Here is a 21412-nt window from a genome sequence, read left to right as displayed (position 1 = left end):
AGAAATGACCCGCGCGCCACGTTTTAAGGCGCAATCGGGCGGTGAGGCGGATATGGCGAGTTACGATTACTCGGGGCAAACGCGCCCCGAGCAGATGCATTACCCGAATCAGGCGCATCCTCAGGATGGCTATGATTACCCCGAGGATATGTATGATGATGCGGCCCCGCATGCCGGGGGCGGCGTGGGTCGTGTGGTCAACATGCTGGGTGCTGTGGCCTCGCTGGCGCTGGTCGCAGGGGTGGCTGTCTGGGGCTATCAACTGATCATGCGCGATGTCAGCGGGGTGCCGGTGGTGCGTGCCGCCGAAGGTCCGATGCGTATCCAGCCCGAAAATCCCGGCGGGACACTCGCCGATCATCAGGGGCTGGCCGTGAACGCGGTGGCCGCTGTCGGCACGGCCGAGGCCCCGGCGGATCGTCTGATCCTTGCCCCGCGTCCGGTCTCTCTGACCGACGAAGACGTGCCGGTGGCACAACTGGAGCCAACCCCGGCGGTGCATGTGGTCGAGGAAGAGACCCGGCAGAGCGCGGTGGATTCGGTGGTCGCCGGATTGGCCGAGGAAAGTCCGCAGGCAGATGTGCAGCTGGCCTCGCTGGTCACGCCCGAGGAAGAACCGGCAATCGATCCCGCCGATTTTGCCGCGCAACAGCCCGATCCGGCGCTGGTGGCGCTGCCCGGCGTGCGACGCTCGCTGCGCCCGCAAACCCGACCGGCGCGGGCCGTTCCCAGCGCCTCCACCAACGCCAGCACTGAGGACGCAATTAACGCCGCCGTCAAGGCCGCCGTCGGCTTGGACATTGACCCCGATACGCTGCCCAAGGGCACCCGTCTGGCGCAGCTTGGCGCGTATGAAAGCGCTGATGTGGCACAGGCCGAATGGGCGCGTCTGAATGGTCGATTTGGTGAGTATATGGACGGAAAACAGCGTGTTATCCAGAAAACCTCAAGCGGTGGACGCACCTTTTACCGCCTGCGGGTGATGGGGTTTGAGGACGTAAGCGACTCGCGTCAGTTCTGTGCCGCCCTTGTGGCGCAAGGCGCGGACTGTATCCCGGTCGCCGCGCGGTGAGTTTTGGCGCAGTTATCAGCGATGCCGAAGGGCTGCGCCTGACAGCCGAAGAACGCGCCCTGTTTCGTGACATGAACCCGTTCGGGTTCATTCTGTTTGCCCGCAATATCGACAGCGCCGATCAGGTGCGCGCCCTGTGCGATGATTTTCGTGAGGCTGTGGGCCGCAATTGCCCCATCACCATCGATCAGGAAGGCGGCCGCGTGCAGCGTCTGCGCGCGCCCTTGGCTCGCGAATGGGTGCCGCCGCTGGACCACACCGCCCGCGCCGGGGATCAGGCGGACCGCGCGATGTATCTGCGATATCGTCTGATCGCGGATGAGCTGTTCTCGCTGGGTATCGACAGCAACTGCGCGCCGATGGTCGATCTGGCGCGGGATGACACGCATAAATTCCTTAGAAACCGCTGCTATGGCTCTGACGCCAAACAGATTTCCCTGATCGGGAAAGCGGTCGCGCAGGGCCATCTGGATGGCGGCGTTTTGCCGGTGATAAAGCACATGCCCGGTCACGGGCTGTCGACGCTGGACAGCCACCATGACCTGCCGCATGTGGATTTGCCGCTGGAGGAGTTGGAGAACGCAGATTTCGCCCCGTTCCGGGCCCTGAACGATCTGCCCATGGGGATGACGGCGCACTTGGTTTATGACCGGATCGACCCGCAACCGGCGACGATTTCGAAGACGATGATCCAGTTGATCCGCGAGAAGATCGGCTTTGACGGTCTGATCATGACCGACGATATCTCGATGAAGGCGCTCAGCGGCGCACCGGAGGAGGTCGCCCAGCAGGCGCTGGCGGCAGGCTGTGACGTGGTTCTGCACTGCAATGGCAGCCTTGAGGCCCGCACGCAGGTGCTGGAGGCCGCAGGACAGATGACGCAAGCGGCACAGACCCGCGCAGAGCGGGCGCTGGCGATGCGCAAACCGCCGCAGGAACTTGACATCAAGGCCGCCGAGGCGGAACTATCTGCCCTAATGGGCGGGCAGGTATATGAACGATAGTCTTTTCAGCGAAGACCCGGTGTCGGTCGCCGATCGGCTGGCCGCCGAGGCGCTGATTGTCGATGTGGATGGGTTCGAAGGCCCGCTGGACGTGCTGCTGACCCTGTCGCGCACGCAGAAGGTGGACCTGCGCAAAATCTCGGTTTTGGCGCTGGCACAGCAATATCTGGCCTTTGTCGAAAAGGCCCGCGCGCTGCGCATTGAACTGGCCGCCGACTATCTGGTCATGGCCGCCTGGCTGGCCTTCCTGAAATCCCGCCTGCTGCTGCCGCCCGACCCGGATGACGAGGGGCCATCGGGCGAGGAACTGGCCGCGCATCTGGCCTTTCAACTGGAACGCCTGCAGGCCATGCGCGATGCCGCTGCACGGTTGATGGCGCGGGATCAACTGGGCCGCGATTTCTTTAAACGGGGGCAGGGTGAGGACGTCACCCGCCTTCGCACCGTGACCTATTCCGCCACGCTGCTGGACCTGATGCAGGGTTACGCCCGCATCCGCACCCGTGACGAATTTCGCCCCTTTGTCATGGATCGCGACGCGGTGTTCACCATGGAACAGGCGCTGGAACGCATGCGCCCGCTGATCGGCTTTGCCGGCACCTGGACGGATATGGAGACCTATCTGCCCGAGGGCTGGGACAATGATCCGGTACGCCGACGCTCAGCCACGGCGGCGACCTTTGCGGCCTCGCTTGAGTTGGTGAAGGAAGGACATATGGAGATGAAGCAGAGCGACAGTTTTGCTCCGATCCAACTGCGCAAGAGGACCGAGACCCGTGACTGACGCCCCCGAAGAGACCGGCATGCTGTTCGAGGCGCCGCCCCTGGCCGAGCAGGAACGCATGGTCGAGGCCGTGCTGTTCGCCAGCGCCGAGCCGGTCACCATCGCCGATCTTGAGGCCCGCATGCCCCATGGCAGCAACGCCGCGCAAGCTGTTGAAATGCTGCAGAAACGCTATGAGGGGCGCGGCGTGCGCGTGGTGCGCGTAGGGGAGGCCTGGGCGATCCGCACCGCCCCCGATCTGGGCTTCCTGATGCAGAAGGAAACGGTCGAAACCCGCAAGCTCAGCCGTGCGGCCATCGAGACGCTGGCCATCGTGGCCTATCACCAACCCTGTACAAGGGCCGAGATTGAGGAGATTCGCGGCGTTTCCGTCTCACGCGGGACCATCGACCAGTTGTTGGAGATGGAGTGGATCAGGCTGGGCCGCCGCCGCATGACGCCGGGCCGCCCGGTGACTTTTGTCGTCACACCCGAGTTTCTGGATCATTTCGGTCTGGAAAACGCCCGCGATCTGCCCGGCCTCAAGGAATTGCGCGCCGCCGGGCTGTTGGAAAACCGCCCGCCGCCCGGGGCCGTGCCATTGGGCGAAGGGCGTGAGGACGAGTTGGATGACGACCAGACCGAGCTGTTCGAAGAAGAGTGATCGAACGGCCCTTTTGTTGCCGCAGGAAACGCCTATGTTAGGGCCGCGAAACGGAGTTGAGACATGAACGCAAATCAGATCATCAACATGATCGTGCGCCAGGTGATGCGCCGGATTGTGAATCAGGGCGTAAGCAAGGGGTTTGATATGGCGGGCCAGTTGGGGCGCAAGTCCGGGCAGGGCGGCACCGCGAAACCCGCCCGTCAGGTCCCGGACGAGCAGGACCGCGACATCAAATAAGGGCCTGACCCTATACCGCCTTGAAATGTTTGGACAGTTTCAGCCCCTGTCCCTGATAGTTCGAAGCGATGCCCGCCCCGTATAGCTGCGTGGGCATCTCGGCCATCTTCTCATAGACCAGCCGCCCGACGACCTGACCGTGTTCCAGCACGAAAGGTGCCTCGTGGCAGCGCACCTCAAGCACCCCGCGCGACCCGGCGCCGCCAGCGGCGGCATGGCCGAAACCGGGATCGAAGAACCCGGCGTAATGCACGCGGAATTCGCCGACCATGGCCAGATAGGGCGCCATTTCAGCGGCATAAAGCGGCGGGATATGCACCGCCTCGCGGCTGACGAGGATATAGAACGCGCCGGGGTCCAGGATGATGCGGCCATCGGTGGTGCGCACCTCCTCCCAGTAATCCTGCGGCGCATAGCCGCCGATGCGGTCCAGATCGATCACGCCGGTATGGGGTTTGGCGCGATAGCCGACCAGATCGGTATCGGGCAATTGCAGATCGACCGAAAAGCCCAGCCCGTCCTGTATCACCGCCGGACCATCGACCAAGGGCGATTCGGCGTGCAGGGTGGCCAGTTCCGGATCGCTCAGCACCGCCTGACCCTGACGGAACCGGATCTGGTTCAGCCGCATTCCGGGGCGCACCAGAACCGAGAAAGAACGTGGGCAAATCTCAGCGTAAAGCGGGCCAGTATAGCCTGCGGGCACCCGGTCGAACTCGGTCCCGCCATCGGTGATGGTGCGGGTCAGCAGGTCCAGCCGCCCGGTCGAGCTTTTGGCATTGGCCACCGCGTTGGTGTCGGCGGGCAGGGTCAGCGATTCCATCAGCGGCACCAGATAGACGCAGCCTTTTTCCAGAACCGCGCCGTCCGAGATGTCGATGCGATGCATCTCGAACTCGGCCAGACGGTCGGCGACGCTGCGGGTTTCGCCCGCAAGGAACGAGGCACGGACGCGGTAAGCCACTGTTCCAAGACGTAAATCCAGACTGGCCGGTTGGACTTGAGCGGGGATGATTGCCGGATCGGCGGTGATCTCACCACGGGCGATCATCGCTTCCAGTTGCTGGTTCGGGCACACGCCTGTCATTCCGATCCCCCCTTGCGACAGAGCGGGATCTGGCCTGTCTGCCATAAACGTCGGTGTGATTTGGTCGGGCTAGCAGGACTCGAACCTGCGACCTTCCGTCCCCCAGACGGACGCGCTACCAGGCTGCGCCATAGCCCGACGTTGAGGTGTTCATAAAGACTTTCCCGGCAGGGGCAAGAGGAAATCATCGCCTTTTTGTCTTATCCCGCCGGTTGCGTTTCGACCCGGTCCAGCCAGGCGCGCAGGTCCCTGGCGATGGGGGCAATGCGGCGCAGAACCTGCGGATCGAAATCTGAGACCTGCCATGTGCGCGAGGCGATGCCGCCCAGCAACGGCGCGGTATCCAGCGCCGCTTCCCCCGCAGGTTCGGTCAGGGCCTGCGGTTCCGGGGCGTCCTGAGCAGGCGCGGCAGGGGCCTGCAGATCCATGCCGATCTGGCGATCCTCAGCCGGTTTTGCGGTGAAGGGCACGACAGTGCTGTCGACCACAGGGGCTTCCACGGGGGTCTCTGCCACGACCTGTGGCGCTTCGTCATCCAGCCCCGGCGACAGGGCCGAGACATGCGCCACGCCCTGTTCCCGCAGGATGCGCTGGACGCCCTTTATGGTGACGCCATCGTCATGCAGCAATTTCTTGATACCGCCCAGCAGACGCATGTCGTTGGGCCGGTAGTACCGGCGGCCTCCGGCGCGTTTGACCGGTTTGACCTGTGTGAAGCGGCTTTCCCAGAATCGCAGCACATGGGCCTGAACACCCAGCCAATCCGCAACTTCACTGATGGTGCGAAAGGCGTCGGGGGACTTGCTCATCTCTGCTGGCCCCGGGCGTTACTTGCGGTTCCCGGCGGCGACGCGATCTTTCATCAGATGCGACGGGCGGAAGGTCAGAACGCGGCGGGGTTTGATCGGAACCTCTTCGCCGGTCTTGGGGTTGCGACCGATACGGGCGGTTTTGTCCCGAACGCTGAAGGTGCCAAAAGACGAGATCTTGACCTGTTCGCCGCGCACCAGCGCGTCGGACATGTGGTTCAGAACGCTCTCGACCAGTTGCGCGCTTTCATTGCGTGACAGGCCAACCTCACGAAAGACGGCCTCGCTCAGATCCATTCGGGTCAGTGTTTTGTCGCCCATGCTATTCCCCCTGTTGATAGCAAAGCATATGGTCAGGGCAAATTCGCTGTCAATATCAACGAATTGCAAGAGTGCGGTTAAGCCGGTTTGCGCCGGTTACCAGCGCAGCGCCACCGCGCCCCAGGCCAGACCGCCGCCGATGGCCTCGGTCACGATCAGATCACCCGGCTTGATCTGGCCGCGTTCCTTGCCCACCGACAGCGCCAGCGGGATCGAAGCGGCCGAGGTATTGCCATGATCCTGAACGGTCACCACCACCCGGTCCATGGGCAGGCCCATCTTCTTGGCGGTGCCCTGAATGATGCGGATATTGGCCTGATGCGGCACGATCCAGTCCACATCATCGGCGCCAAGACCCGCGCGATCCAGCGCGATTTCGGCGGTTTTCGCAAGCTTTTCAACGGCATGGCGGAAGACCTGATTGCCCTGCATGCGCAGGTGCCCGGTGGTGTGAGTCGACACGCCACCATCCACATAGAGCAGGTCCTTGTAGCGCCCGTCCGAGTTCAGATCGGTTGCCAGAATGCCGCGATCCTGCGGGGTGCCTTCGCCTTCCTGCAGCTCTAGCACCAGCGCGCCGGCGCCGTCGCCGAACAACACGCAAGTCGAACGGTCGGTCCAGTCCATGATTCGCGAGAATGTTTCGGCCCCGATCACCAGCACCCGTTTGGCCTGACCCGACAGAATCAGCGCGTTGGCGTTGCTGAGCGCAAAAACGAATCCCGCGCAGACGGCCTGGACGTCAAAGGCGAACCCCTTGGTCATGCCCAGCCGGGCCTGCACCATGGTGGCGGCGGACGGAAAGGTCAGGTCCGCGGTCGAGGTCGCCAGCACAATTGCGTCGATATCTTCGCCAGTTAGCCCGGCATCGGCCAGCGCGGCCTCGGCGGCACGGGTGGCCAGATCCGAGGTCGTCTCGTCCTCGGCGGCAAAGTGACGGCGTTCGATGCCCGACCGGGTGCGAATCCATTCATCCGAGGTGTCCAGCGTCTTTTCGAACTCGGCATTCGGGACGACGCGTTCCGGTAGATAATGCCCGACACCTACAACAACTGAGCGGCCTGCCATGTTGGGGTACTGCCTTTTTTGTTATTATTCCGACTGCGGCGCGGAATGCGCGGCATCTTGTTGAAGCTCGGCCGTGGATGCAACCCGTGCGGCCAGTTTTTCCGAAAAACCGGATTCGGCCAGCGTGAAGGCCAGCTTGACCGCCGCCGACACACCGGTGGCATCCGCGCCGCCATGGGATTTGATCACCGTGCCGTTCAGGCCCAGAAACACGCCACCATTGACGCGCCGCGGGTCGATACGCTTTTTCAGCCGGTTCAGAGAGGTGATGGCCAGAATCGAGGCCAGCCGCGACAGGGGCGAATATTTGAACGCTTCGCGCAGCAGATCGCCGATCAGCCCGGCGGTGCCTTCGCCGGTCTTGATCGCGACATTGCCGGTAAAGCCATCGGTGATGATGACATCGGCCTTGTTGCCCGGAATGTCACTGCCTTCGACAAAGCCCACGAAATCGAAATTCGCCTGATCGGCAAAATCCGAGATCATCATGTGTGCTTCTTTCAGCTCGGCGCGGCCCTTGTGTTCTTCGGTGCCCACATTCAGCAACCCGATCCGAGGCCGGGCCAGCGCCATGCCGTTGCGGGCATAGGACGCGCCCATCAGCGCGAATTGCAGCAGGTCCTTGGCGTCGGCGCGCACATCGGCGCCCACATCCAGCATCACGTTAAAACCCTGCGGATTGCGCGAGGGCCACAGGATGGCGATGGCAGGGCGGTTCACGCCCGGCAGTTTGCGCAGGCGCATCATCGACAGTGCCATCAGCGCGCCGGTATTGCCGCAGGACACGGCGCCATGCGCCTCGCCCTGACGTACCGATTCCAGCGCCGACCACATCGAGGTCTGCTTGCCGTTGCGCACCACCTGACTGGGCTTGTCCTCCATCGTGACCACATCCGGGCAATCACGAAAAACGACGCGCCCTTCAAGGACGCGCCGTTTGGCAACCAGTTTTTTCAGCTCGCTTTCCCGGCCGTGCAGGATGAACCCGATCTTGGGGTTCTTGTCCGCCGACTTGGCAATCCCCGCAACAACAACTGCGGGGCCCGAATCTCCGCCCATGGCATCAACCGAGATGATGATCCGTTCGGTTTGCGAGGGCTGATCCGTCATGCCGTGGCCTGCGTGCGATCAGGCTTAGGCCGCGTCTTCGTCCAGGTCGATTTCATCGGCCTGTGCGACGACTTCACGATCGTCATAGTGGCCGCAGGATGCGCAGACGTGGTGCGGGCGCTTCAGCTCACCACAGTTGGGGCATTCGTTCGGGTTAGCAGCAACCAGAGCGTCATGTGCGCGGCGATTGTTGCGGCGCGACTTGGAAACTTTGTTCTGTTGGACGGCCATGGTCTCAACCTTTGTCTGACTAAGGGCCAGCAGATTCGCCGCCAGCCGGGTTTCGTATTTCGTTTTATCGTGGTTTGACGCGCGTTTAGGGGACGAGCCCCGCAATGTCCAACCCTAAATCCGATGAGCGCGCGAAAATACTGCGATTCTCGTCATGTTCAAGCGATTTTTCTGACCGCCTGCTATGACAGGAAATCGGGCCCCTGTCACTCGTCTTTTTTCAGCGCCTCGCGCAAATCCGCCAGCCCGGCAAAGGGTTTCGCATCCTCATCGGTCATCGCCCGTTTGCCCGGCTCGGTAAAGCTGGCGGTGCCGATCTCGGCATCTTCCTTGCGCGGGTATTGGGGCAGGGCCAGCGACAGCGCCTCGGCCATGATCTGGGCGGGGTCGATCTCGGGGCCCAGGGCTTCGGTTTCGTCATCTTCGGGCATTTCAAACTCGGGCTCATCGGGTTCATCCCAGTCGGCCAGAAACACCCGGCGCACTGGCGTGTCGATCCGTGTGGTCACCGGTTCGAGCGTGATCACGCAGGGTTGAATGACGGTCGCGCCCAGTTTGCCGGTCAGCAGCCAGTCGCGCTTGCCTTGCGCCTGCACCGTGCCGGTGAAGGACAGCTTGCGCAGACCCAGCAGGCCAAGCTCTTGTTTCAGGGTCTCCAATTGCGCCGCGCCGGGGCGCAGATCGAACGGGGTGGGGGCGTTTTGCGGCAGGTCGGCCACGCGCAGCGGTTTCGGTCCGGTCATTCGCGACCCTTTCCTGTGTTGAACCAAGGCAACGGTTTCTGTAATCGGATAGAAGCCGCACGGTGCCAAGGCAAGAGGGTCTGAATGGTGAAGGTAACGAAGAACATGCAACCAGTGTTTAAATCACTGGCCTTTGGTGCCTGTTTGGCCGTGATGGCCTGTACACCGATTTTCAAGAATCACGGCTATGTGCCGACGCCCGAAGAACTGGCCGAGGTCAAAGTGGGCGTCGATACCCGCGATACCGTGCTGGAATCACTGGGCGCGCCAAGCTCGTCCGGGGTGCTGCGCGATTCCGGTTTCTATTATGTCGCCTCGCGCGTCCGCTATCGCGGCGCGAAACGGCCCGAGGTCGTCTCTCGCGAGCTGGTGGCGGTCAGTTTCGATCAGCGCGGGGTGGTCAGCAATATCGAACGGTTCGGGCTTGAGGATGGCTATATCATCGTCCTGGATCGTCGCGTGACTGAGTCCAGCATCCAGAACAAAGGCTTCCTGCGGCAGCTGCTGGGCAATATCGGCAACTTCAACCCGGCCAATATCCCGGGCGCTGACGGGACCTGATTTTGTCACGGGATGATTACACATCCTGTGCTAAGAGGGCGCTAACGCAATTCAGGTCGGCAACCCCGGAGGATGCGACCATGACCCGGACCGTTTTGTTGAAGAAAGGCCGCTATCGTGCCCGGCTAGCGCATGGCGGCGAGGATATCGCCGCCGCACAGGCGCTGCGCACCCGCGCCTTTGGAACCGGTCAGGCTGATTGTGATGCGTATGACGATCTCTGCGCGCATGTTCTGGTCGAGGATGTGCGCACAGGACAACTGGTTTGCTGTTTCCGCATGTTGCAGATGCAGGACGGGTCCGAGATCGCGAACAGCTATTCGGCGCAGTTTTACGATCTGTCCGCTTTGCAGGATTTTCGGGGCCGTATGGTGGAAATGGGCCGGTTCTGTGTTGATCCCGATTGCACTGACCCGGACATCCTGCGCATCGCCTGGGGGGCGATGACGGCTTTTGTGGATCGGAACGGGGTCAGCATGTTGTTTGGCTGTTCCTCTTTCGCGGGGACCGAGACGGCGCAGTATCTGGACGCTTTTGCCATGCTCAAGCATCGGCATCTGGGGCCGAAACGCTGGCTGCCACGGGTCAAGGCACCGGATGTGTTCCGCTTTGCCGCGCGTCTGCGGCGCAGGCCGGATGCGAAAAAGGCGATGCTGCGGATGCCGCCTTTGTTGCGGACCTATCTGCTGATGGGCGGTTGGGTCAGCGATCATGCGGTGGTGGATCGGCATATGAACACGCTGCACGTGTTCACGGGGCTTGAGATTGGGGCGATTCCCCCGGCCCGCAAACGTTTGCTGCGGGCCGTGGTCGGGTGATTTGAGTATTTTTGAAAAGGTGAAGCCGGGGCGTTGACGCCCTTTGTCAGCCGGTTTAGCTGGCGGGCATGGCGAGAATTCCTTTGTTGCAGATGTCCGGCATTTCCCTGACCTTCGGGGGTGATCCGGTGTTTTCCGATCTTGATCTGGTGGTGCAGCCCGGCGACCGCGTGGCGCTGGTGGGGCGCAACGGGTCGGGCAAATCCACTCTGATGAAGGTGATGGCGGGTCTGGTCGAGGCTGATCGGGGTGAGATCGTGGTGCCCCCGGGCAAATCCGTCGGCTACATGGAACAGGACCCGGGCATGCAGGGCTTTGCCACGCTGGGCGACTATGCCGCCAGTGGGCTGGAGCCGGGGGAGCTCTATAAGGTCGAGCGTGCCGGGGAGGGGTTGAAGTTTGACCCGTCACGCGCGGTCGAGACCGCCTCGGGCGGGGAAAGGCGGCGCGCGGCATTGGCCAAGCTTATGGCTGAAGCGCCGGACTTGATGTTGCTGGACGAGCCGACCAACCATTTGGATATCGAAGCCATTGCTTGGCTGGAGCGCGAGCTTGGGGCGACGCGGGCGGCTTACGTTCTGATCTCGCATGACCGCGCCTTTCTGCGGGCGCTGACGCGGGCAACATTGTGGATCGACCGGGGCGCGGTGCGGCGGCAGGAGCAGGGGTTCGAAGGATTCGAGGCCTGGCGCGACAAGGTCTGGGATGAGGAAGATCAGCAGCGCCACAAGCTGAACCGCAAGATCAAGGCCGAGGCGCGTTGGGCCGTCGAAGGCATCAGTGCGCGACGCAAGCGCAATCAGGGCCGGGTGCGCGCATTGCAGGCGCTGCGGGCCGAGCGGGCGGCGCAGATCAAACGTCAGGGCTCGGCCGCGATGTCCTTGGAGGCCGGTCCCAAATCCGGGCGCAAAGTGATTGAGGCGCACGGGCTGGCTAAAGGTTTCGGCGACAAACAGATCGTGCGGGGTTTCGACCTGCTGGTGCAGCGCGGTGACCGGGTGGCCTTTGTCGGACCCAACGGGGTGGGCAAGACCACGCTGTTGAAAATGCTTCTGGGGCAGGAGGCCGCGGATCAGGGTTCGGTCACGCTGGGCACCAATCTTGAGATCGCAGTGTTCGATCAGGCCCGCGCGCAGCTGGACCCCGAAATGACCCTGTGGGACAGCCTGACCGGCGATCCCGAGATGCGCGTGTCCGGCAAGGCCGATCAGGTGATGGTGCGCGGGCAGCCCAAACATGTGGTGGGTTACCTCAAGGAGTTTCTGTTCGACGACGCGCAGGCGAGGGCGGCGGTTAAATCTCTGTCCGGTGGGGAGAAGGCGCGGCTGTTGCTGGCCAAGCTGATGGCGAAATCCTCGAATCTTTTGGTGCTGGACGAACCGACCAATGATCTGGACGTGGAAACGCTGGACCTGCTGCAGGAGTTGCTGGACGACTATGACGGCACTGTGCTGCTGGTCAGCCACGACCGGGATTTTCTGGACCGCGTCGCCACCACCACCATCGCGATGGAGGGCAATGGGCGGGCCACCGTTTATGCGGGCGGCTGGTCGGATTACATCGCGCAGCGGGGCGATGAGATCGGGAAAACGGAAGAAAAATCAAAACCCTCGAAGCCGAAGGTGAAGCAGGAGAGTAAGCCTAAATCCGGGCTTTCCTTCTCGGAAAAGCACCGGTTGGAGAAGCTGCCAACCGAGATTGCCCGGCTGGAGGCCGAGATCGCCAAGCTGGAAGAGTTGATGTCCGATCCTGAGCTGTTCACGCGTGAGCCGGTCAAGTTCCAGAAAGCCACCGAAGCACTGGTGGAACGGCAGGAGAAGCTGTCGGCTGCTGAGGAAGAGTGGTTGTTGCTGGAAGAGAAGGCCGAGGGCGGCTAGGTCCGGGCGCGCGCCGGATTGCCCACGACGGTCTGGCCCGATGGTAGGTCTTTGGTGACCACGCTGCCCGCGCCGATGATGGCATTGTCGCCGACGGTCACGCCGGGCAAGATGATCGCGCCGCCGCCGACCCAGACATTGCGCCCGATGGCGACGGCGTGGGCGATTTCCAGCCCTTGCGCGCGCTGTTCGGGGTCTTTCGCATGTTGCGCGCAATAAATCTGCACGTTTGGGCCGAGCATGGTGCCATCCCCGATCTGAACCCGCGCCGTATCCAGAATGGTGCAGCCTGCGTTGAAATAGACCCGGTTGCCGAGATGGATGTTGATGCCATAGGCGCAGTGAAACGGGGCCTCGATCAGACAATCCTGCCCGACCCGCGCCAAGAGGGCGTGCAGCGCAGGGGCCATAGCGCCACGCGTGTCGGGGTCGCTGTGATTATGCACATGCACCGCACGGCGCGCCTGAGCCCGCAGCGCGTCCAGTTCGGGGTCGAGGCAGCAGTACCACTCTCCCGCCTCCATCTTTTCTCGCTCGGTCATGGGTCTTGCTAGCGCATCCTTAGCGCGCCGTCGATGCGGATGACCTCTCCGTTCAGATAGCCCATTTCGACGATGAATCCGGCCAGACGGGCGTATTCGCGCGGGTCGCCCAGGCGGGCGGGGTTGGGGACGTCTGCGGCCAGTTGGGCCTGAACCTCTTGCGGCAGGCTGGCCAGCATCGGGGTCATGAAGATGCCCGGTGCGATGGTCATCACCCGGATACCGCTTGCGGCCAGATCGCGCGCCATGGGCAGGGTCATGCCAACCACGCCCCCCTTTGAGGCCGCGTAGGCCGCCTGACCCTTTTGTCCGTCAAAGGCCGCAATTGAGGCGGTGTTGATGATCACCCCGCGCGCGCCATCGGGTTCGGGGTCATTCCCGGCCATCGCCTCGGCCGCAAGGCGCGAGACGTTGAAGGTGCCCACCAGATTGATGTCGATGGTGCGCTGGAAGGCGTCCAGAGGGTGGGGGCCGTCCCGGCCAACAGTCTTGATGCCATAGGCGATGCCCGCGCAATTCACCGTTGCCGTGATCTTGCCCATCCGGTCCACGGCCTGCGCAACCGCTGCCGCGACCGAAGCTTCATCGGTCACGTCCGTTTCCACGAAATGCCCGCCGATTTCGGCTGCGACCTGTGGGCCGCGTTCGCTGTCGCGATCCACAATCGTGACCTGCGCGCCGTTTTCGGCGAAATGGCGGGCGGTTGCCTCACCCAGGCCCGAGGCGCCTCCGGTGACGAGAGCGGCGGTTGTGGTCAGCTGCATTGGGGCCTCCTTCCGGGGATATGAACAGTTGTTCATTTACCGCGTCTAAGGCCCGAAGTCCACCGCGATGGCTGGGCCGTCCTGAAGCGATTCTCAGCAAATCTTAAGCTGTGCTTCACGATCAGTGCCCAATTCGGGAACAGAGAACCGGACACGTTGGCGTGTTTGCGGGGAAGGAGGTAACTGGTATGCGAAAGTTAACGAAACACGGATTGGGTGCGGTGGTTGCCGTGCCTGTCATGGGGCTGATGGCGGCAAGCAGTGCCGCGGCGGCGTCAGAGACCTGCAACTGGCGCACGGCCCGCGATCTGGCAAATGCGGGTTACTATACGGCGCTGTGCGACTGCACGCAGGTCACGCCTAGTTTTCTGGAGCGTTTGCAGCAACGCTCGGATTTCGAGACGACATTGCAGGTGACCGGGGCGCAGTGCCCAGGGCTTGCTGCATTGCTGACCGATCTGCCGACGGCATCGATCGGGGAAACCAACCGGGGTGAGGATCGTTCCTCGGACCGGGCACAAGCTGATGGTCCGGGCAATGGTGGCAATGATGGACCCGGTGACGGCGGTGGTAATGATGGCCCCGGTAATGGCGGCGGTAATGACGGCCCCGGCGACGGTGGTGGTAATGACGGTCCCGGCGATGGCGGTGGTAATGACGGTCCCGGCGACGGTGGTGGTAATGACGGTCCCGGCGACGGTGGTGGCAGTGATGGTCCCGGTAAAGGCGGCGGGAAAGGGAAGGACGGTCCCGGCAAAGGCGGAGGTAAGGGCAAGGACGGGCCCGGAAAAGGTGGCGGTAAAGGTGGCCACGGTGGCGGCAAGGGCCATGACGGACCCGGAAAAGGCGGTGGAAAGGGAAATGATGGCTCCGGTAAAGGTGGTGGTAAAGGCGGCAAGGGCCGCGGCTAACGCCCCTATCGACTGAAAGAAAAACGGCCACCCAGTTGGGGTGGCCGTTTCCTTTTGTGGGATAGGGCCGCTTAGCCCAGTTGCACCAGCGCGTGCCGCTTCTTGCCCGCGCTCAGCTTGATCGGCGAGGACAGAGCGCCCGCGTCGATCATCAGCCCGGCATCGGTCAGCGGCGCATCGTCCATCTTGGCGCCGTTTTCGGCGATCAGGCGCTTGGCCTCTTTCCCCGATTTGGCAAGGCCCGATTTGACGATCAATTGCACGATGGAAATCGGCACATCCGCTTCGGCCAGGGTCAGGGTCGGCAGGTCGTCCCCAACGCCGCCTTTTTCGAACACCTCGCGCGCGGTGGCCTCGGCTGTTGCTGCGGCCGGGGCCCCGTGCAGCAGGGCGGTGACTTCGTTGGCCAGACGCACCTTGGCTTCGTTGATCTCGGACCCTTCCAGCGCACCCAGACGGTCGCATTCGTCTACCGGCAGTTCGGTGAAGATTTTCAGGAACCGGCCAACATCGGCGTCGGTGGTGTTGCGCCAGAATTGCCAGAACTCATACGGGCTCAGCATATCGCCATTCAACCAGACTGCGCCGCCCTGAGATTTACCCATCTTGCGCCCGTCGCTGGTGGTCAGCAGCGGGGTGGTTAGGCCGTAAATCTCGTGATCCAGTACGCGGCGGGTCAGGTCGATGCCGTTGACGATATTGCCCCACTGGTCCGATCCGCCCATCTGCAGAACGCAGCTATAGCGGCGGTTCAGTTCCAGAAAGTCATAGGCCTGCAGGATCATGTAGTTGAATTCGAGGAAGCTCAGCGATTGTTCCCGATCCAGCCGTGATTTCACCGACTCGAAGGACAGCATCCGGTTGACCGAGAAATGTCGCCCGATATCGCGCAGGAAATCGAGATAGTTCAGCCCGTCCAGCCATTCGGCGTTGTTCAGCATCAGCGCGCCGGTTTCGCTGTCGTCATACGACAAGTATTTGGCAAAAACCTGTTGCATGCCCGCGATATTGGCGTCGATTTGCTCGGGGCCCAGCAAGGGGCGTTCGTCCGACCGGAACGAAGGATCGCCCACCTTGGTGGTGCCGCCGCCCATCAGGGTGATCGGTTTGTGGCCGGTCTTTTGCAGCCAGCGCAAGACCATGATGTTCATCAGATGACCCACATGCAGCGACTGAGCTGTGGCGTCATAGCCGATATAGGCTGTCTGCACCCCGCTGATCAGCGCCTCGTCAAGGCCCTGATAATCGGTGCAGTCGGCCAAAAAGCCACGCTCCATCATCACTGCGATGAAATCCGATTTGGGATGGTAGGTCATGTCTTGCCTCAGGGTTGAATTGCGGGGCAACTTATAGGGGCCGAGGGACAGAAGGAAAAGGCCATGAATAAGGCCATTGCAAAACATGGGGCGGTGCGGGCGCTGGGGGCGATGTCGGGCACTTCGCTGGACGGGGTGGATGCCGCTGTGGTGGAAACCGACGGGCAGGCGATCCTGGGTTTCGGGCCCACCGGGTATCGCGCTTATTCCGCTGAGGAACGCGCGGTGCTGCGCGATGCGCTGGGGCAATGGCACGGGCCGCAGGTCGAAGCGGCCGCAGAGTTGGTCACCCAAGCCCATGCCGAGGCCCTGTCGGAGTTCGAAGAGGTCGACCTGATCGGCTTTCACGGCCAGACCCTGGCGCATGAGCCGCGCGGGCGCGGCACCCTGCAGGTGGGCGATGGCAACGGGCTGTCACAGGCGCTGGGCCTGCCGGTGGTCTGGGATTTCCGCAGCGATGATGTGGCCATGGGGGGCGAGGGCGCGCCGCTGGCGCCGTTCTTCCACTTTGCCTGCGCCAAATGGATCGGCGCGGGTCAGCCCTTGTGCTTCCTGAACCTCGGTGGGGTGGGCAACCTGACCTATGTTGATCCGTCTTTTGACGGCCCCGAGGCCCCCGGCGCGTTGCTGGCCTTTGACACTGGCCCGGCCAACGCTCCGGTCGATGACCTGATGCAGGCGCGGCTGGGCCAGCCGATGGATCGTGACGGTGCGGTGGCGCGCCGTGGCACCGTGGAACCCGGCGCGCTGGAGTTGTTTCTGGCCGAGCCGTTCTTTGCCCGCATGCCGCCCAAGTCACTGGATCGCAACGACTTTGCCCAGATGATCCAACTGGTACAGCAATTGGGCGATGCCGATGCGGTGGCCACCCTGACCGCCATGTGCGCCGCCGGGGTGGCGCAGGGGATGGAGCATTGCCCGAAACCGCCCGCCCGGGTTCTGGTCACCGGTGGTGGCCGTCACAATCCGGTGCTGATGGAGATGCTGCGCGTGTCGCTCGATTGCCCCGTCGATCCGGTTGAGGTCGTTGATCTTGACGGGGACATGCTGGAAGCGCAGGCTTTTGCCTATCTCGCCGTGCGGGTGGCGCGCGGGTTGCCGACCTCGGGTCCCGGAACCACCGGGGTGGCGGCGCTGGTGGGCGGCGGAGTCGTGTCCGCCCCGGCACGCGATGTGGCAGTGCGGGGCTAGGGTCAGGACACCATGTACTGAAACACTGCGCCGTTACTTCTTGCGTGTCTTCCGTTCGGACTGCTTGGCCAGACCAAGGGACAGCATATCGCGCACGCCCAGGATCAGGATCATCAGCAGGACGAATGACACGAGAACATAGCCACCCAAACTGCTGCCGAACTCAGCCTTGCTTAGAACCAGATATCCAATGACGATGGTAAAACCGGCCGCACCGATCCCCAGCTTCAACCACATAAGGATCTTCGCCATTTGTCGATCCAGACGCAATCTGGGGTAATCCAATGGATTTTCACTCTGTTCCGGATCACTCATAACCAACTATCCCAATACGCTTAAAATAATGAATTTTACCCAAGCTGCAGGTTTTGGTGGTCTCATTATGGCAGAACCCGGGGAAAAACTGTGGCCTGTGACATCTCTGCCATAGGTTGTGAGGTCAGTTTCGACGGATATCGAACCCCGGTGCGGCCAGCTCGAACCCCTCGAATTGAAAGCCCGGGGACACTGTACAACTGACAAGAGTGTACTCTCCGGTGCTGCGCGCGGCCTGCCAATGGCCTTCGGGCACGATCAGTTGCGGCGCGCCTTCGGTCAGGTTCGATGTCAGCAGATGATCGGTTGCCGGGCCTTCATCGGTGGCGCTGATCGACAGAATCAGGGGGGCGCCTGCGTGATACAGCCAGATCTCGGTGGCATCGACGCGGTGCCAGTGGCTGCTTTCACCGGCGCGCAGCAGGAAATAGATGCAGGTGCCGGTGGCGCGGCCCGGATTGTCGGCCTTCCATGTCTCGCGATACCAGCCGCCCTCGGGGTGGGGCTGCAGGTTCAGGTGGGCGATGATCTGATCGGCGGTCATGGCGGTCCCTCTGGCATTCAGGCTCAGTTAAGCATGGGGCAGGGCGATCCGCTATGGCAATCGCGGGCCGGTTGCTTATGTTTGCCGCATGACCCTGACGATCCCGTTCGACAACAGCTATGCCCGACTGCCGGATGGCTTTTTCGCCCGGCAAGCGCCGGAACCGGTGCGTGCGCCGAAGATGATTGCCTTCAATGAACCGCTGGCACGCATCCTGAACGTCTCATCCGGCGATCTGCAGGACATGGCCGAGGCGTTTGCGGGCAACACCCTGCCGGAAGGGGCCGAGCCGCTGGCGCAGCTTTATTCCGGGCATCAGTTCGGCCATTACAACCCGCAGCTTGGCGATGGACGCGCGGTTTTGCTGGGCGAAACCGTTGGCACGGATGGCATCCGGCGCGACATTCAGCTCAAGGGTTCGGGCCGTACGCCGTTCTCGCGGCAGGGGGACGGGAGGGCGTGGCTGGGTCCGGTGCTGCGTGAATATGTCGTGTCCGAAGCGATGCATGCGCTGGGCATCCCGACCACGCGGGCTCTGGCCGCCGTGGAAACCGGCGAGATCGTTCTGCGTGAAGGCCCGATGCCCGGTGCGGTGCTGACCCGCGTGGCGCACAGCCATCTGCGTGTGGGCACATTTCAGGTCTTCGCGGCGCGCGGGCAGTTGGACCACCTGCGACAGTTGATCGATTACGCCATCGCGCGGCATTACCCGCAGGCCGACGGTCCGATGGGCCTGTTGCGGGCCGTGCGCGATGCGCAGGCGCGCCTGATTGCCGGATGGATGAGTGTGGGCTTTATCCACGGGGTGATGAATACCGACAATTGCGCCATTTCCGGCGAGACCATCGACTATGGTCCCTGTGCCTTCATGGACACTTATCACCCCAACACGGTCTACAGTTCGATCGACCGGATGGGGCGCTATGCCTATTCCAACCAGCCCGATATCGCCGTGTGGAACCTGGCGCAACTGGCCACCGCTTTGATCCAGCAGGCTGAGGACAAGGAGGCCGCCGTGGAAGAGGCGACCGAGATCGTCCACGCCATGCCCGACCTGTTGCAGGACAACTGGCTGCGCCGCTTCCGCGCCAAGATCGGTCTGACCCGCGCCGAGGATGGCGACCTGCAACTGATCTCGGACCTGTTGACCCGCATGGCGCAGAATCAGGCGGATTTCACCAACACCTTCCGCGCGCTGGGCGGTAGTGCTCCCCGCGACCAGTTCACCGACCCCGAGGCGTTTGACGGCTGGGCCGAAGGCTGGCAGGCCCGGTTGCAGCGCGAGGCTGACCCCAAGGCCACAATGCAATCCGCCAACCCGGCTTTCATCCCGCGAAATCACCGGGTTGAACAGATGATTCAGGCAGCAGTGCAGGGTGACTACGCGCCTTTCCATCGTCTGAACGCGGTGCTGGCGCAGCCCTATACGGACCAGCCCGACGCGGCAGAGTTGATGAACCCTCCGGCCTCCGACGAAGTGGTCAGTGCCACGTTCTGCGGGACATGATCACAGGCGTCAAAACCAAACGGCGTTGGGGGTTGCACAAAACATTGGTCAATCTGCGGCCCAACGGTGCAAAATGGTACGCATGCCGATGACCCGAACCCTGCGTATCGCCAGTTACAACATTCAGAAATGCGTCGGGCTGGACTTTCGCAGGCAGCCGCAGCGCATCCTGCAGGTTTTGGACGGGATGCAGGCCGATATCGTTGTCCTGCAAGAGGCCGACAAGCGCCTGCCGCCACGCCCTGCGGCGCTACCCCACTTCATGCTGGAAGAATCGGGCTGGCAGGTGGTTGATCTGGGTGGCGCGGGTAGTCTGGGCTGGCATGGCAATGCCGTGATCTGGCGCGGAGACGCGATACAGGTGCACCACACCGCACATCACGATCTGCCGGGGCTGGAGCCGCGCGGCGCTGTGCGGGTCGAGTTCGAAACCCAGATAGGGCCACTGCGGGTGATGGGGATGCATCTGGGCCTGCTGTCCGCATCGCGTCGCCAGCAGATCACTCATTTGCGCCGCTTTGATTCTGACCTGGTGCAGATGCCCACCGTCTGGGCCGGGGATTTCAACGAATGGTCCCGGCAGCCGGTGTTGGACCATCTGGCGCCCGATATGCGGTTCCTGCCGCCGGTGCCCAGCTTTCCGGCGGCGCAGCCGTTGGGCGCGCTGGACCGGATCGCGCTGGGGCAGGGGTTGCAGGCGATGGCACACGGGGTGCATGACGCGCGGCCTGCGCATATCGCCTCGGACCATCTGCCGGTCTGGGCTGATCTGCAGCGCGCGGCCTGAGCCGCGATTCCCCGGTGGCGCCGCCCGCCCATCCGTATTAAGACAGACACCCGAACTATCCTTGAGGGGGCAACTTCATGTCCGACACGATCATCGCCCGTTGCGAAGCCAAGGGCCTGCGCATGACAGGCCAGCGCCGAACCATCGCGCATGTGCTGCAACAAAGCGACGATCACCCGGATGTCGAGGAGCTGTATGCCCGCGCCTCGGCCGAGGATGCGGGTATCTCTATCGCCACCGTCTATCGCACCGTGAAACTGTTCGAAGAGGCCGGGATACTCGAACGGCTGGAATTCGGTGACGGGCGCGCGCGCTATGAGGATGCCGAACGCGATCACCATGATCACCTGATCGACATGCAATCGGGCGAGGTGATCGAATTCGTCGACCCCGAGATCGAAGCCCTTCAGGAAAAGATCGCCGCCAAGCTAGGTTACAAGCTGAAAGGCCACCGGCTGGAGCTGTACGGGGTGCCGCTCGACAAGGACTGACCTATCACGAAACGCGATTGGTCATCGCAAATCAATTCATACATCGCCGGGTGATTATTCTTGCCAGACTGCGCCGCTTGCGGTTTTGCTGTGCAAGGGGCAGTCCTGCGCAGGCTGCCGGGATTTTCGGAAGAGCTTATGAACAACATCAACGGCATCCTGCTGCTTGTCGGATCGATGGCGGCTTTTGCAATCGAGGATATGTTTATCAAACACCTGTCGGTCACCGTGCCGACCGGGCAGATTCTGATTGCGCTGGGTGTTGTCAGCGGTCTGAGCTTTGCACTTCTGTCGGTTGCGACGCGCAAACGGGTTTTCGACCCCGCCGCGTGGACGCTGTTGCCGGTCGCGCGCGCCGCGTGCGAGGGGCTGGGCGCGGTGATGTTCGTGACCGCGCTGTCTCTGATCGATCTGTCCACGGTCGCGGCGGTGTTTCAGGCCCTGCCACTGGCCGTGGCCATGGGGGCCGCGCTGTTTCTGGGCGAGAAAGTCGGCTGGCGACGGTGGAGCGCCATTGGCGTTGGCTTCATAGGCGTCCTGATGATCATCCGCCCGGGGTTGGAGGGGTTCCAACCCGAAACGCTTCTGGTTGTCGCGACCGTTGTTCTGATTGCCGCGCGTGACCTGATCACCCGCAAGCTGGATGCGCGGGTGGCGTCCACGGTGGTTGCGATGC

The 21412-nt window shown here is 62.7% G+C and carries 26 protein-coding genes and 1 tRNA gene; 14 read left to right on the top strand and 13 right to left on the bottom strand.

Annotation, left to right across the window (positions count from 1 at the left end; all coding sequences use genetic code 11):
* Nucleotides 1–4 precede the first annotated feature (4 nt).
* The 5 genes from MPJ51_RS10075 to MPJ51_RS10055 all read left to right on the top strand — a co-directional run bounded on the left by MPJ51_RS10075 (nt 5) and on the right by MPJ51_RS10055 (nt 3743).
* Nucleotides 5–1072: an SPOR domain-containing protein gene (locus MPJ51_RS10075; protein WP_298385604.1), complete on the top strand. Its 1068-nt coding sequence runs from the start codon at nt 5–7 to the stop codon at nt 1070–1072.
* Entirely contained in the window at nt 1069–2076 is a 1008-nt protein-coding gene (gene nagZ / locus MPJ51_RS10070; RefSeq protein WP_298385601.1) for a beta-N-acetylhexosaminidase, read from the top strand. Before MPJ51_RS10075 ends, nagZ begins: the two co-directional genes overlap by 4 nt.
* On the top strand, nt 2066–2860 hold the full coding sequence (locus tag MPJ51_RS10065; RefSeq protein WP_298385598.1) for a ScpA family protein: 795 nt from the start codon (nt 2066–2068) through the stop codon (nt 2858–2860). Before nagZ ends, MPJ51_RS10065 begins: the two co-directional genes overlap by 11 nt.
* Entirely contained in the window at nt 2853–3503 is a 651-nt protein-coding gene (gene scpB / locus MPJ51_RS10060; protein WP_298385595.1) for an SMC-Scp complex subunit ScpB, read from the top strand. Before MPJ51_RS10065 ends, scpB begins: the two co-directional genes overlap by 8 nt.
* Nucleotides 3504–3566: 63 nt before the next feature.
* Nucleotides 3567–3743 (top strand): hypothetical protein, encoded by a 177-nt coding sequence (locus MPJ51_RS10055; RefSeq protein WP_298385592.1) that lies wholly within the window; start codon nt 3567–3569, stop codon nt 3741–3743.
* 10 nt (nt 3744–3753) lie between these two features.
* On the opposite strand, the gene MPJ51_RS10050 is transcribed toward MPJ51_RS10055, so the two are convergent.
* From MPJ51_RS10050 to MPJ51_RS10015, 8 genes are all read right to left on the bottom strand, one after another.
* Nucleotides 3754–4830 carry a 2'-deoxycytidine 5'-triphosphate deaminase gene (locus tag MPJ51_RS10050; protein WP_298385589.1) on the bottom strand — a complete coding sequence of 359 codons (1077 nt, stop codon included), beginning with the start codon at nt 4828–4830 and terminating at the stop codon, nt 3754–3756.
* A gap of 61 nt (nt 4831–4891) precedes the next feature.
* Nucleotides 4892–4968, bottom strand: a tRNA-Pro gene (locus MPJ51_RS10045).
* 62 nt (nt 4969–5030) lie between these two features.
* Complete coding sequence (locus MPJ51_RS10040) at nt 5031–5639, bottom strand: MerR family transcriptional regulator (RefSeq protein ID WP_298385586.1); 609 nt, start codon at nt 5637–5639, stop codon at nt 5031–5033.
* Nucleotides 5640–5657: 18 nt separating this feature from the next.
* Nucleotides 5658–5960 (bottom strand): integration host factor subunit alpha, encoded by a 303-nt coding sequence (ihfA, locus tag MPJ51_RS10035; protein WP_298385582.1) that lies wholly within the window; start codon nt 5958–5960, stop codon nt 5658–5660.
* A 96-nt stretch (nt 5961–6056) separates the two neighbouring features.
* Nucleotides 6057–7028, bottom strand: a complete 972-nt coding sequence (locus tag MPJ51_RS10030) for a beta-ketoacyl-ACP synthase III (protein WP_298385579.1) — start codon at nt 7026–7028, stop codon at nt 6057–6059.
* Nucleotides 7029–7052: 24 nt separating this feature from the next.
* Nucleotides 7053–8138, bottom strand: a complete 1086-nt coding sequence (gene plsX, locus MPJ51_RS10025) for a phosphate acyltransferase PlsX (RefSeq protein WP_298385576.1) — start codon at nt 8136–8138, stop codon at nt 7053–7055.
* Nucleotides 8139–8162: 24 nt separating this feature from the next.
* The gene (rpmF, locus tag MPJ51_RS10020) at nt 8163–8369 is read right to left on the bottom strand and encodes a 50S ribosomal protein L32 (protein ID WP_008756996.1); all 207 of its coding nucleotides are present in this window, start codon (nt 8367–8369) and stop codon (nt 8163–8165) included.
* 206 nt (nt 8370–8575) lie between these two features.
* On the bottom strand, nt 8576–9112 hold the full coding sequence (locus MPJ51_RS10015) for a DUF177 domain-containing protein (RefSeq protein WP_298385563.1): 537 nt from the start codon (nt 9110–9112) through the stop codon (nt 8576–8578).
* An 84-nt stretch (nt 9113–9196) separates the two neighbouring features.
* Here MPJ51_RS10015 and bamE point away from each other — a divergent pair, with 84 nt between their 5' ends.
* The 3 genes from bamE to MPJ51_RS10000 all read left to right on the top strand — a co-directional run bounded on the left by bamE (nt 9197) and on the right by MPJ51_RS10000 (nt 12368).
* The gene (gene bamE / locus MPJ51_RS10010) at nt 9197–9673 is read left to right on the top strand and encodes an outer membrane protein assembly factor BamE (protein ID WP_298385560.1); all 477 of its coding nucleotides are present in this window, start codon (nt 9197–9199) and stop codon (nt 9671–9673) included.
* Nucleotides 9674–9753: 80 nt separating this feature from the next.
* A complete protein-coding gene (locus tag MPJ51_RS10005; RefSeq protein WP_298385558.1) occupies nt 9754–10491 on the top strand; it encodes a GNAT family N-acetyltransferase in 738 nt (245 codons plus the stop codon).
* Nucleotides 10492–10559: 68 nt separating this feature from the next.
* On the top strand, nt 10560–12368 hold the full coding sequence (locus tag MPJ51_RS10000) for an ATP-binding cassette domain-containing protein (RefSeq protein WP_298385555.1): 1809 nt from the start codon (nt 10560–10562) through the stop codon (nt 12366–12368).
* Here MPJ51_RS10000 and MPJ51_RS09995 read toward each other — a convergent pair.
* Both MPJ51_RS09995 and MPJ51_RS09990 read right to left on the bottom strand, forming a co-directional pair.
* Nucleotides 12365–12910, bottom strand: a complete 546-nt coding sequence (locus MPJ51_RS09995) for a sugar O-acetyltransferase (RefSeq protein ID WP_298385552.1) — start codon at nt 12908–12910, stop codon at nt 12365–12367. The two genes, MPJ51_RS10000 and MPJ51_RS09995, sit on opposite strands and share 4 nt — an antisense overlap.
* Nucleotides 12911–12918: 8 nt before the next feature.
* Entirely contained in the window at nt 12919–13674 is a 756-nt protein-coding gene (locus MPJ51_RS09990; protein WP_298385550.1) for an SDR family NAD(P)-dependent oxidoreductase, read from the bottom strand.
* A 188-nt stretch (nt 13675–13862) separates the two neighbouring features.
* Between MPJ51_RS09990 and MPJ51_RS09985 the strand changes: the two genes are divergently transcribed.
* On the top strand, nt 13863–14585 hold the full coding sequence (locus MPJ51_RS09985) for a hypothetical protein (RefSeq protein WP_298385547.1): 723 nt from the start codon (nt 13863–13865) through the stop codon (nt 14583–14585).
* A gap of 71 nt (nt 14586–14656) precedes the next feature.
* Here the strand turns inward: MPJ51_RS09985 and tyrS are convergent, their stop codons facing one another.
* Nucleotides 14657–15901, bottom strand: coding sequence for a tyrosine--tRNA ligase (gene tyrS / locus MPJ51_RS09980; protein ID WP_298385544.1), 1245 nt, complete (start codon nt 15899–15901; stop codon nt 14657–14659).
* A 63-nt stretch (nt 15902–15964) separates the two neighbouring features.
* Between tyrS and MPJ51_RS09975 the strand changes: the two genes are divergently transcribed.
* On the top strand, nt 15965–17092 hold the full coding sequence (locus tag MPJ51_RS09975) for an anhydro-N-acetylmuramic acid kinase (RefSeq protein WP_298385541.1): 1128 nt from the start codon (nt 15965–15967) through the stop codon (nt 17090–17092).
* A 33-nt stretch (nt 17093–17125) separates the two neighbouring features.
* Here MPJ51_RS09975 and MPJ51_RS09970 read toward each other — a convergent pair whose 3' ends face one another.
* Nucleotides 17126–17344: a hypothetical protein gene (locus tag MPJ51_RS09970; protein WP_298385539.1), complete on the bottom strand. Its 219-nt coding sequence runs from the start codon at nt 17342–17344 to the stop codon at nt 17126–17128.
* A 187-nt stretch (nt 17345–17531) separates the two neighbouring features.
* On the bottom strand, nt 17532–17951 hold the full coding sequence (locus MPJ51_RS09965) for a cupin domain-containing protein (RefSeq protein ID WP_298385536.1): 420 nt from the start codon (nt 17949–17951) through the stop codon (nt 17532–17534).
* Nucleotides 17952–18039: 88 nt separating this feature from the next.
* Between MPJ51_RS09965 and MPJ51_RS09960 the strand changes: the two genes are divergently transcribed.
* The 4 genes from MPJ51_RS09960 to MPJ51_RS09945 form a co-directional block, all read left to right on the top strand.
* Complete coding sequence (locus tag MPJ51_RS09960; RefSeq protein WP_298385533.1) at nt 18040–19458, top strand: YdiU family protein; 1419 nt, start codon at nt 18040–18042, stop codon at nt 19456–19458.
* A gap of 82 nt (nt 19459–19540) precedes the next feature.
* Nucleotides 19541–20245, top strand: a complete 705-nt coding sequence (locus MPJ51_RS09955; RefSeq protein ID WP_298385530.1) for an endonuclease/exonuclease/phosphatase family protein — start codon at nt 19541–19543, stop codon at nt 20243–20245.
* Nucleotides 20246–20322: 77 nt separating this feature from the next.
* Complete coding sequence (locus MPJ51_RS09950) at nt 20323–20736, top strand: Fur family transcriptional regulator (RefSeq protein WP_298385527.1); 414 nt, start codon at nt 20323–20325, stop codon at nt 20734–20736.
* 138 nt (nt 20737–20874) lie between these two features.
* Nucleotides 20875–21412 (top strand): DMT family transporter (locus MPJ51_RS09945; RefSeq protein WP_298385524.1); only part of this gene is annotated, 538 nt, incomplete at its 3' end.

The sequence above is a fragment of the Ruegeria sp. genome, assembly GCF_028066395.1.
Lineage (GTDB): Bacteria > Pseudomonadota > Alphaproteobacteria > Rhodobacterales > Rhodobacteraceae > Ruegeria.
Note: the sequence above shows the minus strand (reverse complement) of the source record. Positions and strands in the feature narration are given on the sequence as shown.

Coding starts and splice junctions, on each gene's coding strand:
- MPJ51_RS10075 (WP_298385604.1), top strand. CDS start 5: ATGACCCGCGCGCCACGTTTTAAGGCGCAATCGGGCGGTGAGGCGGAT.
- MPJ51_RS10065 (WP_298385598.1), top strand. CDS start 2,066: ATGAACGATAGTCTTTTCAGCGAAGACCCGGTGTCGGTCGCCGATCGG.
- MPJ51_RS10055 (WP_298385592.1), top strand. CDS start 3,567: ATGAACGCAAATCAGATCATCAACATGATCGTGCGCCAGGTGATGCGC.
- MPJ51_RS10050 (WP_298385589.1), bottom strand. CDS start 4,830: ATGACAGGCGTGTGCCCGAACCAGCAACTGGAAGCGATGATCGCCCGT.
- MPJ51_RS10040 (WP_298385586.1), bottom strand. CDS start 5,639: ATGAGCAAGTCCCCCGACGCCTTTCGCACCATCAGTGAAGTTGCGGAT.
- ihfA (WP_298385582.1), bottom strand. CDS start 5,960: ATGGGCGACAAAACACTGACCCGAATGGATCTGAGCGAGGCCGTCTTT.
- MPJ51_RS10030 (WP_298385579.1), bottom strand. CDS start 7,028: ATGGCAGGCCGCTCAGTTGTTGTAGGTGTCGGGCATTATCTACCGGAA.
- plsX (WP_298385576.1), bottom strand. CDS start 8,138: ATGACGGATCAGCCCTCGCAAACCGAACGGATCATCATCTCGGTTGAT.
- rpmF (WP_008756996.1), bottom strand. CDS start 8,369: ATGGCCGTCCAACAGAACAAAGTTTCCAAGTCGCGCCGCAACAATCGC.
- MPJ51_RS10015 (WP_298385563.1), bottom strand. CDS start 9,112: ATGACCGGACCGAAACCGCTGCGCGTGGCCGACCTGCCGCAAAACGCC.
- bamE (WP_298385560.1), top strand. CDS start 9,197: ATGGTGAAGGTAACGAAGAACATGCAACCAGTGTTTAAATCACTGGCC.
- MPJ51_RS10005 (WP_298385558.1), top strand. CDS start 9,754: ATGACCCGGACCGTTTTGTTGAAGAAAGGCCGCTATCGTGCCCGGCTA.
- MPJ51_RS10000 (WP_298385555.1), top strand. CDS start 10,560: ATGGCGAGAATTCCTTTGTTGCAGATGTCCGGCATTTCCCTGACCTTC.
- MPJ51_RS09995 (WP_298385552.1), bottom strand. CDS start 12,910: ATGACCGAGCGAGAAAAGATGGAGGCGGGAGAGTGGTACTGCTGCCTC.
- MPJ51_RS09990 (WP_298385550.1), bottom strand. CDS start 13,674: ATGCAGCTGACCACAACCGCCGCTCTCGTCACCGGAGGCGCCTCGGGC.
- MPJ51_RS09985 (WP_298385547.1), top strand. CDS start 13,863: ATGCGAAAGTTAACGAAACACGGATTGGGTGCGGTGGTTGCCGTGCCT.
- tyrS (WP_298385544.1), bottom strand. CDS start 15,901: ATGACCTACCATCCCAAATCGGATTTCATCGCAGTGATGATGGAGCGT.
- MPJ51_RS09975 (WP_298385541.1), top strand. CDS start 15,965: ATGAATAAGGCCATTGCAAAACATGGGGCGGTGCGGGCGCTGGGGGCG.
- MPJ51_RS09970 (WP_298385539.1), bottom strand. CDS start 17,344: ATGGCGAAGATCCTTATGTGGTTGAAGCTGGGGATCGGTGCGGCCGGT.
- MPJ51_RS09965 (WP_298385536.1), bottom strand. CDS start 17,951: ATGACCGCCGATCAGATCATCGCCCACCTGAACCTGCAGCCCCACCCC.
- MPJ51_RS09960 (WP_298385533.1), top strand. CDS start 18,040: ATGACCCTGACGATCCCGTTCGACAACAGCTATGCCCGACTGCCGGAT.
- MPJ51_RS09955 (WP_298385530.1), top strand. CDS start 19,541: ATGCCGATGACCCGAACCCTGCGTATCGCCAGTTACAACATTCAGAAA.
- MPJ51_RS09950 (WP_298385527.1), top strand. CDS start 20,323: ATGTCCGACACGATCATCGCCCGTTGCGAAGCCAAGGGCCTGCGCATG.